This is a genomic window from Actinoplanes sp. NPDC021490, assembly GCF_055562135.1.
This window is the reverse complement of record NZ_JBVHFW010000004.1, coordinates 379138-394389: the sequence shown is the minus strand read 5'-3', so window position 1 is coordinate 394389 and position 15252 is coordinate 379138. Positions and strand designations below refer to the sequence as shown.

Here is a 15252-nt window from a genome sequence, read left to right as displayed (position 1 = left end):
AGCTGATGATCGTCGACGAATACGTGCGGGCCCGGCCCTCGGCTGCGCTCCGGCCGTACGTCGCCGCCTACTCCGGCTACCGCCAACAGGGCCTGCCCCCGATGCGGCACCTGGGTCTGCCCTCGCCCACCCTCACGATGATCCTGACCATGGACGATCCGCTGGTCATGGAGTCCCACCCCGATCCGCGGCAGGGGCCCGGCCACTTCGACGCCCTGGTCGGCGGTCTGCATCTGAGGCCCGCGGTGATCACGCACGACGGCCGGCAGTCGGGTGTGCAGATAGCGCTCGAACCGCTGGGCGGCCGCACCCTGCTCGGGCTGCCCGCGGGCGAGCTGGCCGGCCTCGACGTCGACGCCGGGGCCCTGCTGGGCGAGCGGGCGGTGGCGGAGATCCGGGAACGCCTCGTGCACGCCCCCGACTGGCCCAGCCGGTTCGTCCTGCTCGACGAGTGGCTGATCGCGCGGCTCCGGCCGGACGTGACAAGACCCGAGATCGCGTACGCCTGGGGCCGGATCGTCCGTAATGTGCCGGTCCGGACGGTGGCCGCCGAGGTGGGGTGGAGCGGCCGCTATCTGACCGACCGGTTCCGGGCCGAGACGGGGTTGCGGCCCAAGGAGGCGGCCCGTGTGGCCCGGTTCGACCGCGCCCGGCGGGCCCTGCGCCCCGACCGGCTGATCGCCGACGTGGCCGCCGCGCACGGGTTCGCCGACCAGTCGCATCTGGTGCGCGAGTTCCGGTCGCTGGCCGGCTGCAGCCCGTCCGAGTGGCTGGCCGTCGAGTTCGATTTTGTCCAAGCGCAGCAGCTCGAGCCCGCGCAGGATGGGCTTCATGACTGATGCGAAGACACCCCCGCCACAGGTGTGGCCGACGCTGCGGGCCACCGATGCCCGCGCCCTGATCCGGTTCCTCGTCGACGCGTTCGGTTTCGACGAGGTGGTCTCCTACGGCGACGCCGACCGGGTCGATCACGCCCAGCTGTCCTGGCCGCTCGGCGGCGGCATCATGCTCGGTTCCGCGGCCGAGCGGGGGCCGGACGACCCGTGGGCGCTGAAACCGGGCACGTTCGGCTGTTACGTGGTGGCCGACGACATCGACGCGCTGCACGAGCGGGCGGTCAAGGCGGGCGCCGAGATCGTCAAGCCGCCGTACGACACGGACTACGGCTCGCGCGACTTCATTGCCCGCGACCCGGAGGGCAATCTGTGGAGCTTCGGCACCTATCGGGGCGAACCTGTCTAGAGCAGGCCGCGCTCGAAGGCCACGGCGACGGCGGCCGCGCGGTCGCGGACACCCAGTTTGGCGTACGCGTGCAGAAGGTGTGTCTTGACCGTGGCCTCGCTGATGAACAGGCGGCTCGCGGCCTCCTTGTTCGAGTTGCCGCGGGCGATCAGCGCCAGCACCTCGAGTTCACGCTGGCTGAGGGGTTCCTTGGCCGGGGTGCGCAGGTTGCCCATCAGCCGGCCGGCGACCGCTGGGGAGAGCACCGACTCGCCCCGGTGGGCCGCCTCGACCGCACGGAACAGTTCCTGCCGGGAGGCGTCCTTGAGCAGGTAGCCGGTGGCGCCCGCCTTGATCGCCGGGAGCACGTCGGCGTCCGTGTCATAGGTGGTCAGCACCAGCACCCGGGCCCGCGAGCCGCGCCTGCGCAGCTCCTTGATCGCGGTCACGCCGTCCATGCCGGGCATGCGCAGATCCATCAGCACCACGTCGGGGTCGACCGCGGGCACCAGCGCCAGCGCCTCGTGGCCGTCGCCCGCCTCGCCCAGCACCGCGAAACGGTCGTCGCCGATGAACATGCCGCGCAACCCGTCGCGTACGACCGGGTGGTCATCGACGATGAGAAGCCCGATCATGCGGCGACCCCGATCGTGATCGCGGGCACGCAGGCCGACAGCGCGGTGCCGGCGCCCGGTTCCGACTCGACCTCCAGGCTGCCGGCGATCCGGGCCAGCCGTTCCCGCATCGCGGCCAGGCCGTAGCCGCCGGTGTCGGAGAGCGGGCGCGGCTCCTCCGGGTCGAATCCGTGCCCGTCGTCGCGGACGTCCAGCGTGACCACATCCTCCATGTACGACAGGGTCAGTCCGACCCGGCCGGCGTCGGCGTGCCGGGCCACGTTGGCCAGGGCTTCCTGGGCCGTACGCAGGAGGGTCGCCTCGATCTCGGGCACGAGCGGGCGCGGCGTCCCGGTCGTGACCAGCTCGGCCACCACCTCGTGCACGCGCGCCCAGTCGGTCACCAGGTCGCCGATCGCGTCGGGCAGCGCCGTGCCGTCCAGATCCTGCGGCCGCAGCGCCTGCACCGACCGGCGCGCCTCGGTCAGGCTGTGGCGGGCCAGGCGCTTGGCGTTGCCGAGGTGCCGCCACCAGTCGGCGGGCCGGTCGGCGGCGGCGCCGGTCGCCTCGAGCTGGGTCACGATGCCGGTGAGACCCTGGGCCAGCACGTCGTGGATCTCCCCGGCCATCCGCTGCCGCTCGTCGAGCACGCCGGCCTCGCGGGCCTGGGCCAGCAGCTGGGCGTGCAGTCCGGCGTTCTCCTTGAGCGCCGCGGCGAGCTTGGTGTTGGCCTCGGCCAGGTCGTCGATCATGCGGTTGCGTTTGAGGCCCTGCTCGTGCGTCCACATCGTCACCCAGACCATCACGTTGGCGATGCCGATGTTGATCGCGAGCACCACCAGCAGCACCGGCCCGATGCCCGGTTCGTCGAGGTTGCCGACGCCGCCGATCTGGGAGACGGCCGAGGCGATCGCGATCAGCGTGGCCCCGGCCTGCCGGCGCCAGCTTTTGAGCCCGTACGTGGCCAGGATGTAGCCGCTCCAGGCGAAGAACCCGAACAGCGGGCTGGCCCAGATGAGGACGAACACCAGGGCGGCCAGGCCCAGGAAGAACACGATCATCTTGCGCTCGTCGTGTTCCCACGCCGGGTGCAGGGTGACCCACCAGAGCAGCCAGCCGAGGGTGACGACGGAGGCCGAACCGACGATCGGCCATCCCTGATGCGGCACGCCGGCGACCCCGCCCGCGACCACCAGGATCAGCGAGGCGCCGAGCGCGATGTAGGGCAAGCGCGCCATGATCCGATCGATGCGATCCGGCTCCGTCATCTCGACCTCCGACTACGACCAGCGGAACAGGCGTACCGCGGCGAACCCGAACGCGGCCAGGTAGCCCACCAGCACGGTAGCCGAGAGCAGGTTGGGCCAGCTTCCGGTCATCGCGTCGTTGAGCGCCCGCTCCCCCGCGCCCAGGGGCGTGAAGTCGGCGATCCGTTGCAGCACGTCCGGCATGACCTCGCGCGGCAGCCACAGCCCGGCGAAGAACATCAGCGGGAAGAACAGCAGCGTGCCGACCGCGTTGGCGGCCTTGCCGCTGGGCACCACGGCCGCCACGAACAGGCCGATGGCCAGCACGCCGACCAGGGTGAGCAGGAAGGCGAGCACGAAACCGGCGAACTGTTCGGCCAGGGACACATCGAAGGCGATCCGGCCGACGGCGAGCAGCAGCGCGGTCGCGGCGGTCGCGGCCAGCCCGTACGCGGCCAGTTGCGCGGCCAGCATCTTCATCGGCGAGACCGGCGTGGTGGCCAGCCGGCGCAGCACGCCCCGCTCGCGGTAGGTGGCCAGCACGGCCGGGGTGAACTGGATGGCTACCATGGCCAGGGTCAGCACCACCCCGATACCGACGTAGACGTCGATCACGCGGGCGCCGCCCAGATCCTCGGAGGGCTCGCGGAACGACGGGATGCAGCCCAGGATGCCCACGAGCAGGCTCGGGAAGAACAGCACGAAGAACGCGGCCATCGGCTCGCGGAGGAACAGTTTGAGCTCGATCAGGGTCAGCTTGGCAAAGACGCGCATCGGATTCACTCCTTGATCGATCGGCCGGTCAGCTGCACGAACGCGTCGTCCAGGCTGGCCTGCTCGATCCGCAGGTCGGCGGCGATGATCTGGTTGACGGCGAGCACCGACGTGACCGCGTGCAGCAGGTTGCCGGTGCCGATGACCTCGACCTGCGGGCCGTGGCGGCGCACCTCGCCCACCTCGGGCAGCGCGGTCAGCAGCTCGTCGGCGACGGGGGCCGACGGCCGGAAGCGGATCCGCTGTTCGGTGCCGAGCCCGGCGACCAGCCCGGCCGGGGTGTCCAGCGCGACGACCTGACCGTGGTCGATCACCGCGAGCCGGTCGCAGAGCCGCTCGGCCTCCTCCATGAAGTGGGTGACCAGCAAGATCGTGACGCCGCTGCCGCGGATCGACTCGATCAGGTCCCAGGTGTCGCGGCGGGCCTGCGGGTCGAGTCCGGTGGTGAGCTCGTCCAGAATCGCGATCTGCGGCCCCCCGATCAGGGCGAGCGCGATGGAGAGCCGCTGTTTCTGACCCCCCGAGAGTTTCCCGTACGCCGTGGAAAGCTTTTCGACCAGGCCGAGCTCGCGGGTCAGCGCGCGCCAGTCGGCCGGCTCGGGATAGAAGGACGCGTACAGGTCGAGCGCCTCCCGGACTTTGATTTTGTCCGGAAGCTGGCTCTCCTGCAGCTGGACGCCGACGTCGCGGCGCAGGGACTTGTCGCTGGGGTCCCGGCCGAGCACGCGGATCGTGCCCGAGTCGGGGGCCCGGAGCCCGGAGATGCTTTCGACCGTGGTGGTCTTGCCCGCGCCGTTGGGGCCGAGGATGCCGAAGATCTCGCCGCGTTCCACAGTGAACGAGACGTCCCGCACCGCGACCGTGTCCCCGTACGCCTTGCGCAGGTTCTGGACCTCGATGACTGCCATGCATCGAGCGTCACATCGGGGCCGCGGCCAGAAATCGAACAGCTCGCTCGACCCGGCATCCACCAGTTGGTGGATGCCGGATTACGAACCCGGCCGGATCTAGCCGGCCATCGCCTCTTCGGTGCTCGATCCGGCGCGGCGGCCGGTGACGGTCTGATAGACCGAGCCGACCTGGGCCGCGACACGCTTCCACGAGTACGCCTGCCGGGCGCGGTCGAGGGCGGCGGTGGCGTACGCGAAACGGCGGACCTTGTCGTTGACCAGCCGGCGCAGGGCCCCGCCGAGCGCGCGCGGATCGCGGGCCGGCACCAGGTCACCGGTCAGCCCGTCGACCACGGTCTCGTTGAGACCGCCGACCGTCGTGCCGATCACCGGGACGCCGCAGGCCATCGCCTCGAGCGCGGACGGGTCGAACTGCTCCTGCCAGTCGGCCGCGACCAGCACGTCGGCCGAGCGGTACCAGCTCGGCATGTCCTTGGCGGCGACCGCCCCGACCATCCGGAACCGGTCGGAGACCTGCAGCTTCTCGGCGAGCGCGCGCAGCTTGCGGGCGCCCGGGTCGGCCGGCAGCTGGTCGGCCGGCGGGCCACCGACGACGACCACTTCGGCGGTCGGGATGTACCGCATGGCCTGCAGGACGTCGCCGAAGCCCTTGCGCTCGACGAGCCGGCCCACCGACAGGATGCGGGGACGCTCGGGGTCGCGCTCGACGGCCGGGCCCTCGGGGCTGAACCGGATGCTGTCGACGCCCGCGGGCACGACGGTCAGCCGGGCGCGGGGCACGCCGATGCGGACCAGCCCCTGCATCTCGTCCTGCGTCTGGGCCACGACCCGGTCGACCGCCCGGCCGAGAGCGCGCTCATAACCCGTACGGGAAGGCTTGCTGTTTCCGGCTTCGATCTCGCCGAGCTCATGGAACGACTGCACGACGGGAATGCCGATCTGGCGGGCGGCGGTCACCGCGGCCAGCCCACTAGTCCAGAAGTGGGCGTGGGCCACCTCGGGAACCCATTCCCCCGTACGCCAATGCTGCTCGAGCCACTTGGCGAACTCACCCATGTGCGGCAGCAGCAGGTCGGGCGGAAGGAAGTGCGGCGGCCCGGCCGGAACGTGCACGACCCGGATGCCCCCCGGCGTGGTGACGACCTCGGCCACCGCGGGATCCTCACGGCGGGTGTAGACGCAGACGTCGTTGCCCATCTCGGCCAGCGCCGCGGACAGTCCGGCGACGTGGGAGTTCTGCCCGCCGTCGCCCAGGGGGCTGGCGTGCTCGGAGATCATGGCAATGCGCACGTGGACCCTCCAGCTGACTGCGGTTCGCGGTGGCAGATGCCCGACTGCCGAATTCGTAAACCTTCGCCTCTCCGTTACGCCGCCTCTTCGCAGGGTATGTCCTGCTCGTGGCTACCGTGCAGCGTACCGTTCAGGCCCCGCCGGACAGCGTCTTCGCCGTGCTCTCGGACGGGTGGACATACAGTGACTGGGTGGTCGGAACCGTCCACATCCGCGACGTCGACTCCCACTGGCCGCAGGTCGGCGCCGAGTTGCATCACAAGGCCGGCCCGTGGCCCCTCTCCTTGCAGGATTCCTCCACGGTCCTGCTCATGGAACCCGGCCGCCGCCTCCGCCTGCGGGCCGGCCTGTGGCCGCTGGGCGAGGCCGTGGTCGACATCCGCCTGGAGCCGATCGGCATCGACGCCACCCGCGTGACCATCCACGAGCAGTTCGAGCGCGGCCCCTTGCTGGCCGCCCGCAACAAGATCAACGACCTCGTCCTGCACAGGCGCAACGTCGAGGCCCTGCGCCGCCTGGCCGACATCGCCGAAAACTCCGACCGCTACTACGCCGAGCGGGCGCGCTAGGCGTACGGCTAGTCCATCAGGTCGAGGTAGTGCCGGCGGTACCGGTCGAGGATGGGCCCGATGTCGGAGGTGGCGCTCTCGTCCAGCCGGTCGAAGACATACCGGTAGAGGGCGACATCTTCGGCGCCGGTGGCGTCGATCGAGGTGTTGTAGATGTCGATCACGACGTCCTTGTCGTCCAGGAGCTCGAAGCCATGGACGTGCGGAAGCGTCCACGGCGCATCCGCCGGTATGACTCTGAGGTCGACGTTGGGCTGGTCCGCGAGCTGCCGCAGGCGTTTGATCTGGGCGAGCATGAACTCCGGAGCGACAACCGCCTTGCCGAGCACGGATTCGGCGAGGAGGAAGTAGAAGCGACGGTCCGGATCGTCCAGTGCCTCCTGGCGGCGAACCCGCGCCGAGAGCGCCTCGGAAATGACGACCTTCTCGGCGTCCGGCAAGATCGCCTTACGAATGTCGTGGACTGCGATCAGGACAGCCCGGGCGTACTCCGCGGTCTGCGCCAGCCCCATGACGACGTCGGGTTGAAACACCCGGAAGTCGCGAACCTCGGACTCGGTCCGTGCGACCGTGCGCTGCATCGTGTACACCGAGCCGGCCGAGGCGCGCATGTCGGTGACCCGGTTCCGCGCCAATTCCGCCTGCTCCACAAGCCGGGCGACCATGGCGGGCGAGGCCCCCAGGGCCCGAGCCAGCCGGCCGACGTCACGCGGGGCAACCGGACCGTTGTTGTTCTCGATGCGGCTGATCTTCGATTGGCTCATGCGGACGAGTTCGCCGAGCTCCTTGCCGGTGATTCCCCGCTCGACCCGCAGCCGCTGGAGGGTCACACCGACCGGCGTCGATGATGAGTCATCGTTGCCGTGGGGCGCATCTTCGACCAAAGTCACGCCTCCCTTCGATGTGGCCCTCCGAGCGGGCGGTTCACTCCTGCGCCCGCACCGCCGCGGCCAGCAGCTCAGCGGGCACCTCGACGAGGAGCTCGCCCGCAGGAAGGTCTACACCGGCGGTACTTCCCTCGACGGCGTAGCCCTGCACCACGATCGTTCCCCGATCGGTTCGGTACACAGTAGGGCAGCTGCCGTTGGTGCACGACGCCGCCAGCGCGACCATGGTCAGCTCGGAGCCCTGGAAAACTTCTTCGGTTCCGCTCATCAGTGAGAAATCCTGTCTCGGGTTGCGGCGAACTTCGCCGTATTCACGGGAACGGTCAACTGGCGTCGACTGCATGAATACGGCGCGCCGAGAGACAGCAAGGTAGCGCTCCGTCACCTGTCAGTCTGCCAGGTAGCCGATTAGGGAGCTAGTGTCCTTTATTCGCGCTACATGCATATGCACTAGCGCGGCAACAAGCTGAACTTCAGCCTCAGACTAGAGGCAACGCGTGACGTGCCTCACCCCGACCCCCGAATCGCCAGGAGGCCGTCGTGAACTTCTCGGCGCACATCACCAGCGGCCCGCTCGCCGCCAACGCCATCGTCTATCTCGCTTTGGTCGGCCTTTGCCTGATCGTCGCGCTTGACCAGGCAAGACGGTTACTGGTGCCGATCGCTCCGCTGGTGCGCGCGGTCACCGCCGCAGTCGCGGTCATCCTCTGCCTCGGCGCCGCCGTAGTGCTGCTCGCCGCGGCGCTGTTGAGCGGACGCTGACATGAACTACGCAGCCTTCGCCATCGTCGCGTCAGTGGTGGCGCTAGTCATGATTTCTGAATTACTGGCAGCCGTGATTCCGCTGGTCGTGGTGATCGCCTTCGTCCCACCGGAGGAGCGGCCGACTCTCGCCGCGATCCTGGCCGCCACGGACAGTTCGCGGCGGCTTCGGCTCTGGCCCGCGCTTCGGGTGGCCGTGGCGGCCCGGCGGCTCAGCCGTAGACGGCGCGGTGCCCGGCGTTGATCACGGCTCGGTAGGCGTCGCCTGCGAAGGCGCGGTCGCGGGTCAGGGCGGCCCGGGCCGCGTTGGCGCCCGGGGCTCCGTGGACGCCGCCGCCGGGGTGGGCCGAGGAACTGGCCAGGTAGAGACGGTCGACCGGGGTGTCGGGGCGGCCCAGGCCCGGGATCGGGCGCAGGAAGAGCTGCTGGAAGGCGGCCGCCGTGCCGCCGCCCAGGGCGCCGCCGACCAGGGACGGGTTCTCGCGTTCCATGTCGGCCGGGGAGAAGACGTTGCGGCCGATGACCTCCTGGCGGAAGCCGGGGGCCTGCTCCTCGATCACCGACTCCATGCGGTCGACGTGGGCCGCGATGTCGTCGGGGTTCCAGTGCTTGCGGTGCGGCAGGTGGGTGTAGGACCAGAGCGACTCCGTGCCCGCCGGCGAGTGTGACGGGTCGGCCGTGGTCATCTGGCCCAGCAGCAGGAACGGGTTCGGCGGGATCTCGTCGGTCGCGAGGTAGGACGAATACCGGGTCAGGCCGTTGAGGTCGGCGCCCAGGTGGACCGTGCCCGCGCCGGCCGCGGCCGGGTTCTTCCACGGCATCTTGGTGCGGACGGCCCAGTCGACCTTGACCGTGGCGCCGTCCCAGCGGAAGTGGGCCAGGTCCTCGACGAGGCGGGGCGGGAGCCAGCGCTCGCCGACGAGGTCGAGGTACATCGTGGGCGCGGGGACGTCGGCCACGACGGCGCGGTGGGCCCGGAACGTCTCGCCGCCGGCCGCGCGTACGCCCATCGCCTTGCCCCGGGCGATCAGGACCTGCGACACCGGTGTCTCGTAGACGATCCGGCCGCCGCGCTGTTCCAGGCGGGAGACGAGGGCGTCGGTGATCTTCTGGGCGCCGCCCTCGGGCACCGGCCAGCCGTACTGCTGACCCAGCATGGCCAGCAGCCATCCGTACACGCCGCCGCCGGCCTCCTCGGGCGACAAGTCGGTGTGCAGCGCGCACCCGGCCATGAGAATCGTCGCGCCCTCGCCGCGGAACATCTCGCTGCCCATCTCGCGCATCGACAGCAGCAGGCGGCGGGCCAGCCGCAGCGAGCCGGGCGCACCCAGGCGGCGGGCCACGCCGAGGCCGCTCCGCACCGGCGGGAACGGCGTCAGGATCGTGTCGAGCATGGTCTGGGAGACCGAGCGCCATTCCGTGTACGTCGTCCGCCAGCGCTCCCCGTCCCCGTCGGCGAACCGGTCGAGCGACTCCATGGTGCGCGACAGGTCGCGGCTGAGCGTGGCCGCCCGCCCGTCCGGCATCAGGTGGGTCAGCACCTCGGGCGCGTGGACCCAGCGCAGGCCGTGTTCGCCCAGATCGAGGCCCTTCAGCACCGGCGAGGCGTAGCCCAGGGGGTAGAACGAGCTGAAAAGATCACTGAGATATCCGGGCGCGGTCACGTAGCCCGAGCGGACCGCGCCGCCCGGATGCGGGGTCGCCTCGAGCACCAGGACCGACCAACCGGCGTCGGCCAGCAGGTTGGCCGCGACCAGGCCGTTGTGGCCGGCACCGACCACGATGACGTCCGCGCTCTCCATCTGAAGCCCCCAGTGTTTGTCGCTCAGCGTGCTCGGGTAGCTGCGCTTTTCAAGAACCTCGAGGAGCCGGCATGACCGAGCCCACCGTCGACCGCGAGTCCGAGGCCGGTGCGGACGACGCTACGCCCCGCCCCCTGCCCCGCCGTCTCCGTCAGTTGCGCTGGCGCTACTGGCGTTCGGTGTTGTGGCGCAGTGCCGTCGGCTATATCGAGGACGACTGTTCAGACTTCGCCGCCGCGATGACCTATCAAACCTTTACGGCGCTTATTCCTTCGCTTGTCGTGATCGTCGCGCTGATCAACCTGGTGACCGACGGCTCCACCGTGCTGACCGCGACCGTCGGCATCCTGCGTGACCTGGGCCTCGGGGCGGTGGTCGACAACGACGACCTGCTGCAGGTCGTGCAGGCGCTGATCGTCCAGCAGGACTCGGCCAAGGTGCTGTTCGGCTTCGGCCTGCTGCTCGCGCTCTGGTCCTCCTCCGGGTACGTGTCGACCTTCACCCGGGCGTCCAACCGGATCTACGGCGTACGGGAAGGCCGGGCCTGGTGGAAACTGCAGATTCTGGAGATCGCCCTGGCCGCCGTCGCGCTCGTGCTGATGGCCGCGATCGGAGCCGGTCTGATCATCAGTGGGCCGCTGGTCGACGCGGTCGCCAACGCGCTGAACGCCGGTGAGACGGCCCGTCAGTTCTGGTCCGCGGGGCGCTGGCCGGTGCTGGTCGCGGCGGCCACGCTCGTCCTGTCGCTGCTGTTCTGGATAGCGCCGAACGTCAAGCAGCCCCGGTTCCGGTGGCTGACCGTGGGCGGCTCGGTGGCCCTGCTCCTGTGGGCGCTGGCGTCGTTCGGGTTCGGCCTGTACGTGGCCAACTTCGGCTCCTACAACCGCACCTACGGCAGCCTCGGCGCGATCATGGCGTTCCTGGTGTGGATCTATCTGTCGAACATCGCGGTGCTTCTCGGCGTGCAGGTCAACGCCGAGGTTCAGCGGGCGCGGCTGCGGCAGGCCGGGGACGAGAATCCGAAGACTCCGCTGGCCCCTCGTTTAGCGCCGTCCGACCCGGGCACCACTTAGCACATGAGTACTGTGACTGAGTCCGTTGACGTTGAGGTTCCGATCCGCGCTGTTTACAACCAGTGGACCCAGTTCGAGGAGTTCCCGCGCTTCATGGAGGGCGTGCAGGAAATTCGGCAGCTGGACCCCACCCACACGCACTGGAAGACCGAGATCGCCGGTGTGAAGCGTGAGTTCGACGCCGAGATCACCGAGCAGCTTCCCGACGAGCGGGTGGCGTGGAAGTCGACCGAGGGTGAGAAGCAGGCCGGCGTGGTCACCTTCCACCGCCTGGACGACACCCACACCCGGGTCACCGTGCAGATGGATTTCGAGCCGCAGGGCTTCGTCGAGAACGCCGGTGACAAGCTGGGTGTTGTCGACCGCCGCGTGAAGGGCGACCTCAAGCGGTTCAAGGAGTTCATCGAGAGCCGCGGCGGTGTCGAGAGCGGCGCCTGGCGCGGCGAGGTCGACCGTCCCGGCGCGTGACACATCAGCGCAGGCAGGCCGTCGGGGGCATGGTCCCTGGGCGGCCGCTTCAGTTCCGGCGCAGGGACAGGATTCCGACGGTCCCCCGGGTTCGCAGCGCGTAGCGGTCCCGCGCGGTCGGCCAGATCGCCGGCGCGTAGGTGGTGGCGGGCGGGATCTCCTCGTCAGCCGTCCACGGGGTCAGGGCCGAGCTCGCGCCCCGGACCAGATTCAGGCGCAGAGGCACGCCGCGCGGGGCGGTGACGGCCAGGGTCCCGACACCGCCGGTGAAGATCAACGGCACCGTCCCGTACGGGCGGGGAAGGCGCAACTCGATCAGCCCGGAGGCGCCCACGCTCAGCCGGGAGATGCGGCCGCGGCTCAGATCCAGACGTTGCTCGCCGGCGCCCGCGGGCAGGCGCAGATCCCAGCGCACATTGCGGTTGAGCACGATGCTCACCTCGTCCGGGCCGGCGCCCGCGGTGGGCAGCAGCGACACCCGCACCTGACGGTCCCGGCGGGTCACTTGCGGGACCAGGCCGGCGTCGGCCGGAGTGGTGATGCGGTAGAGCAGGCCGGGGATGTTCGCGAGCACGACGCGTACGCGGGAAGCGGCTCTTGGAACCACCAGAACGGCTCCCGTACGCCCCTGCAGCGGCGCGACTACGACATGGTCGGCGATGACCGGCGGCTGCGTGGCGCGGGCCTCACAGCCCGCTATCGTCAACACGCTGACCAGCAGAAAGGCAATGGTTGAGCGACGGTGACGCAATGCTGGGGGCACTATCGGACAACGCAGAATCGTACGAACGGGTGACGGCGATCCGCCCGATGCGCGCCAGACTGTCCGAATGCGTTCTGCCGGTTTTCTCTCCGAGAGTCAGCGCCGCCTTGCGTGGGTCGGCTTCCTGCTGGCCGCTTTCCAGGCCCCGTTGGCCGCAAATCTGATCAACGACGCGTCCTGGCTGTTCGCCGTGGTCGTGGCCATGGTCGTGGCGACCGTCATCCTGGCCGACGACGCGCAACGCCGCCGTCCGGCGCCGATGGAAGCCGAAACCGAGTAACCCGCCTCTGCCCGGATACCCCGGCTCGCAGCGCCTCAAACGGCGTTATCGAGCCTCGTGTCCGGGTTTTCCATGGGTGCGCCGCTGCTCCTTGAGGGCGGCCTCGTGCAGGTGGCGCCGGCCTCCGGCCAGCTCGTCGCGGGCGGCCTGCTCGACCGTGCGGAACTCGTTCCAGTAGCCGTCGTCGTACTCCTCGACCAGCTGGAACGTCCAGTGCCCGGGCGTGACGTTACGGCCGATCAGGTCCTGCTGGACCCGGTCGGCGATCGCGTCGTGGCCGGCCTTGCGGAACAGCGCGACCGCCTCGTCCAGCTCGAAGTCGGCCTTGCCGGTGAGCTGGTGGAACGAGTAGAGGTGCCCGCGGGCGCGATCGGTCGTCTCGAGGGCCGAGCTCAGTTTGCCGAGCGCCTCGACCGTGGTGTCGTCCATGCGGTCCTCATTTCCCCGCCGGAAAAGCTTCAACCGAGCTGCACCGATCAGGCGAACCGTTGGCTACCCGAGGCTCCTTAACGTTTCTCCACATGAATGGTTTGTTCTCCGGCGCTGCCGCCCGTGCTGCCCTCCGTTCCGCCCACGCCAGCCTGACCGAGCTGCACGACACCGTGGGTGTCAGCGGTCTAGTCGCGGCCGACGCCAACCCCGGCCTGATGGCCGTCGTCGACCAGCACTGCGCGGGTATCCGCGACAGCCTCTGGGCTGACACCCGCCCGCTGACCGCGGTGCTGCTCGCCGCGTACGCCGAGGGTGTGCGCGACGCCGCCTTCACGCACGGCTGGCGCCCGCCGGTCGCCGAGATCGACTGGACCGCCGGCGACTGGGTCCTGCGCCGCCTGCTCGCGGTGTGCGCCCTGGCCCGCACCCTGCCCCAGCCCTGACCGTCTTCGTCGCCTTGTAGAGGACCGACCTTCATCGAGGGCCGGTGCCGGGATCAGCTCCCGGCACCGGCATTCCTCATTTGCCGGACTCTTCCGGGTCGTCGCGAGGCAACGGCCTGGTGGTCGTCGTGTCCGCAGGCGGGATCACCTGGGTGCGCTCGGCGTCGTCCGTGCCACTGCCGATCACGAGCGTGTCGTTGGGCCCCGGGTTCACGATCGTCGTGTCCCCCGCCGCGGTCGTGATCACCGTGGCCTCGTTCTCCTGCTTGTCCGTCTGGCGCGGGATCACCTGGGTCTCGTCCGACTCCGGGGGCAGTTTTTCAACTCGGGCTTGTTCCCGGATCGCCAACGACTCAGTTGCGGCCCTCTGCAGCCACGTCTCCCAGCGCGACTGCATCGGCCGGATCAGACCGCCGCCCACCCCGACGATCACCACACCCGCGATCGTGGCCAGCACCGCGATCAGCACCGGCTGGGTGATCGAGGTGGCGATCCGCACCTGGTCGAGCGCCGCGATCACGCCCAGCGCCACGATCACGACCGAGACGGACCGGGCGAGCAGATTCCCGTACGGGAGGGAACTCAACGCCCCGGCGATCAGATCCCGCGCGGCCCGGGCGATGGCCGCCGCCACCACGATCAGGACGATCGCCACGACAAGCCGCGGCAGCCACGCGATCAGGCTGGTGAGCAGGTCGCTGACCGGGTTGGGCCCCCAGAGGCCGAACGCCACCTGCAGCGCGAACAGCAGGACGCCGTAATAGACGAGCTTGCCGGCCAGCTCGCCGGCCCCCATCCGCGCGAACAACCGGGCCGCCGCCCCGCGCTCCACGACCCGGTCGACCCCCGCCTTGTGCAGCGCGCGGGTCACCGCCGTCCGCAGCAGCCGGGCGATCAGATAGCCGACCAGCAGAATCGCCACAAAGGCCAGCGCCGTCGGAACGAACAACAAGACCGAACGCCACATGTCACTGAGCCCGCGGCCCAGCCCGTCCCCGGTCATCGAGCGCTCCCTGAGTGAGGTCGTCCGGCGGGCTGCCGGCCCGTTGCGAACCACAGAACGCAACGACCCGACGTCCCTTTTTGTCACACCGTAGAGCCTGTGGATAACCGTCCTCCCAAACTTGACATGCCGTACTGTTCCGCCCTATCCCCTGGGCGGGCGGGGGTATGGGCGGCCTAGGGGGCGGCGAGTTATCCACAGTTCAAAGTTGTCCACAGGGCGCTCCTTCAAGATCCGCCCAGCCCGATAAAATGGCTGGTGGCGGCGGCCCCCGGTGGAGGGTGGGCTATGTGCCGCGGCGCCTGGCCAGGCGGTGGCAGTTCACGTCCGGGTTCTCGCTGGCACCGGCCCGGCCTCTGGGCTCAGCGGGCGGCAGTGGCGGTTGGCGGACCGGCGGTTGGCGGACCGGCGGTTGGCGGACCGGCGGTTGGCGGACCGGCGGTTGGCGGACCGGCGGTTGGCGGACCGGCGGTTGGCGGGCCAGCGGGTTGGCGGGTTGGCGGGCCAGCGGGGCTGAGCGAGAACTTCAACAGGCGGCGCGCGGGGCTTAGAACGTGATCAGGCGACAGCGCGGCCCGAACACGGGTTGCGCCAGAGCGGCCCACGTCAGCGAGCGGCCCCGCACACTCAGCCCCGCGAGCGCGTGGAGGTGTCATGGCCTTCCCGATCGGACGCCCTTCGCCGGCGCCTCCCCGAAGCCGACACCGGCCGCC

At 70.1% G+C, this 15252-nt stretch carries 20 protein-coding genes; 9 read left to right on the top strand and 11 right to left on the bottom strand.

Going from position 1 to position 15252, the window contains the following annotated elements; genetic code table 11:
• The first annotated feature begins 5 nt into the window (after positions 1–5).
• A complete protein-coding gene (locus ACZ3I4_RS13575) occupies positions 6–839 on the top strand; it encodes a helix-turn-helix transcriptional regulator (RefSeq protein ID WP_465382200.1) in 834 nt (277 codons plus the stop codon).
• Positions 832–1242 carry a VOC family protein gene (locus tag ACZ3I4_RS13570; protein WP_465382199.1) on the top strand — a complete coding sequence of 137 codons (411 nt, stop codon included), beginning with the start codon at positions 832–834 and terminating at the stop codon, positions 1240–1242. The genes ACZ3I4_RS13575 and ACZ3I4_RS13570 overlap by 8 nt, the downstream gene beginning before the upstream one ends.
• Here ACZ3I4_RS13570 and ACZ3I4_RS13565 read toward each other — a convergent pair.
• The 5 genes from ACZ3I4_RS13565 to ACZ3I4_RS13545 form a co-directional block, all read right to left on the bottom strand.
• The gene (locus ACZ3I4_RS13565; RefSeq protein ID WP_465382198.1) at positions 1239–1856 is read right to left on the bottom strand and encodes a response regulator; all 618 of its coding nucleotides are present in this window, start codon (positions 1854–1856) and stop codon (positions 1239–1241) included. The genes ACZ3I4_RS13570 and ACZ3I4_RS13565 overlap by 4 nt on opposite strands.
• Positions 1853–3103 carry a sensor histidine kinase gene (locus ACZ3I4_RS13560; protein WP_465382197.1) on the bottom strand — a complete coding sequence of 417 codons (1251 nt, stop codon included), beginning with the start codon at positions 3101–3103 and terminating at the stop codon, positions 1853–1855. Before ACZ3I4_RS13560 ends, ACZ3I4_RS13565 begins: the two co-directional genes overlap by 4 nt.
• Before the next feature lie 12 nt (positions 3104–3115).
• Positions 3116–3856, bottom strand: coding sequence for an ABC transporter permease (locus ACZ3I4_RS13555; RefSeq protein ID WP_465382196.1), 741 nt, complete (start codon positions 3854–3856; stop codon positions 3116–3118).
• Between the two features lie 5 nt (positions 3857–3861).
• Entirely contained in the window at positions 3862–4764 is a 903-nt protein-coding gene (locus ACZ3I4_RS13550; protein WP_465382195.1) for an ABC transporter ATP-binding protein, read from the bottom strand.
• A gap of 99 nt (positions 4765–4863) precedes the next feature.
• Positions 4864–6057 (bottom strand): glycosyltransferase, encoded by a 1194-nt coding sequence (locus tag ACZ3I4_RS13545; RefSeq protein WP_465382194.1) that lies wholly within the window; start codon positions 6055–6057, stop codon positions 4864–4866.
• 116 nt (positions 6058–6173) lie between these two features.
• Here ACZ3I4_RS13545 and ACZ3I4_RS13540 point away from each other — a divergent pair, with 116 nt between their 5' ends.
• A complete protein-coding gene (locus tag ACZ3I4_RS13540; RefSeq protein ID WP_465382193.1) occupies positions 6174–6626 on the top strand; it encodes an SRPBCC family protein in 453 nt (150 codons plus the stop codon).
• A gap of 8 nt (positions 6627–6634) precedes the next feature.
• Here ACZ3I4_RS13540 and ACZ3I4_RS13535 read toward each other — a convergent pair whose 3' ends face one another.
• Together ACZ3I4_RS13535 and ACZ3I4_RS13530 are read right to left on the bottom strand one after the other, a co-directional pair.
• Positions 6635–7456 (bottom strand): helix-turn-helix domain-containing protein, encoded by an 822-nt coding sequence (locus ACZ3I4_RS13535; RefSeq protein ID WP_465382192.1) that lies wholly within the window; start codon positions 7454–7456, stop codon positions 6635–6637.
• Positions 7457–7550: 94 nt separating this feature from the next.
• Entirely contained in the window at positions 7551–7781 is a 231-nt protein-coding gene (locus ACZ3I4_RS13530; protein WP_465382191.1) for a hypothetical protein, read from the bottom strand.
• 272 nt (positions 7782–8053) lie between these two features.
• Here ACZ3I4_RS13530 and ACZ3I4_RS13525 point away from each other — a divergent pair, with 272 nt between their 5' ends.
• On the top strand, positions 8054–8275 hold the full coding sequence (locus ACZ3I4_RS13525) for a hypothetical protein (protein ID WP_465382190.1): 222 nt from the start codon (positions 8054–8056) through the stop codon (positions 8273–8275).
• 1 nt (position 8276) lies between these two features.
• On the top strand, positions 8277–8519 hold the full coding sequence (locus ACZ3I4_RS13520) for a hypothetical protein (RefSeq protein WP_465382189.1): 243 nt from the start codon (positions 8277–8279) through the stop codon (positions 8517–8519).
• Here the strand turns inward: ACZ3I4_RS13520 and ACZ3I4_RS13515 are convergent.
• Positions 8488–10077, bottom strand: a complete 1590-nt coding sequence (locus ACZ3I4_RS13515) for a phytoene desaturase family protein (protein WP_465382188.1) — start codon at positions 10075–10077, stop codon at positions 8488–8490. The two genes, ACZ3I4_RS13520 and ACZ3I4_RS13515, sit on opposite strands and share 32 nt — an antisense overlap.
• Positions 10078–10148: 71 nt before the next feature.
• On the opposite strand from ACZ3I4_RS13515, the gene ACZ3I4_RS13510 reads away from it, so the two are divergent.
• Both ACZ3I4_RS13510 and ACZ3I4_RS13505 read left to right on the top strand, forming a co-directional pair.
• On the top strand, positions 10149–11150 hold the full coding sequence (locus tag ACZ3I4_RS13510; RefSeq protein WP_465382187.1) for a YihY/virulence factor BrkB family protein: 1002 nt from the start codon (positions 10149–10151) through the stop codon (positions 11148–11150).
• A gap of 3 nt (positions 11151–11153) precedes the next feature.
• A complete protein-coding gene (locus tag ACZ3I4_RS13505) occupies positions 11154–11618 on the top strand; it encodes an SRPBCC family protein (RefSeq protein ID WP_465382186.1) in 465 nt (154 codons plus the stop codon).
• Positions 11619–11667: 49 nt separating this feature from the next.
• Here ACZ3I4_RS13505 and ACZ3I4_RS13500 read toward each other — a convergent pair whose 3' ends face one another.
• A complete protein-coding gene (locus ACZ3I4_RS13500) occupies positions 11668–12327 on the bottom strand; it encodes a hypothetical protein (protein WP_465382185.1) in 660 nt (219 codons plus the stop codon).
• 121 nt (positions 12328–12448) lie between these two features.
• Here ACZ3I4_RS13500 and ACZ3I4_RS13495 point away from each other — a divergent pair, with 121 nt between their 5' ends.
• A complete protein-coding gene (locus ACZ3I4_RS13495; protein WP_465382184.1) occupies positions 12449–12661 on the top strand; it encodes a hypothetical protein in 213 nt (70 codons plus the stop codon).
• Between the two features lie 45 nt (positions 12662–12706).
• On the opposite strand, the gene ACZ3I4_RS13490 is transcribed toward ACZ3I4_RS13495, so the two are convergent.
• Positions 12707–13090 (bottom strand): hypothetical protein, encoded by a 384-nt coding sequence (locus tag ACZ3I4_RS13490; RefSeq protein ID WP_465382183.1) that lies wholly within the window; start codon positions 13088–13090, stop codon positions 12707–12709.
• Positions 13091–13182: 92 nt separating this feature from the next.
• Here ACZ3I4_RS13490 and ACZ3I4_RS13485 point away from each other — a divergent pair, with 92 nt between their 5' ends.
• Positions 13183–13536, top strand: a complete 354-nt coding sequence (locus tag ACZ3I4_RS13485) for a DUF6401 family natural product biosynthesis protein (protein WP_465382182.1) — start codon at positions 13183–13185, stop codon at positions 13534–13536.
• 76 nt (positions 13537–13612) lie between these two features.
• On the opposite strand, the gene ACZ3I4_RS13480 is transcribed toward ACZ3I4_RS13485, so the two are convergent.
• A complete protein-coding gene (locus tag ACZ3I4_RS13480; RefSeq protein WP_465382181.1) occupies positions 13613–14539 on the bottom strand; it encodes a mechanosensitive ion channel family protein in 927 nt (308 codons plus the stop codon).
• Between the last annotated feature and the right edge of the window lie 713 nt (positions 14540–15252).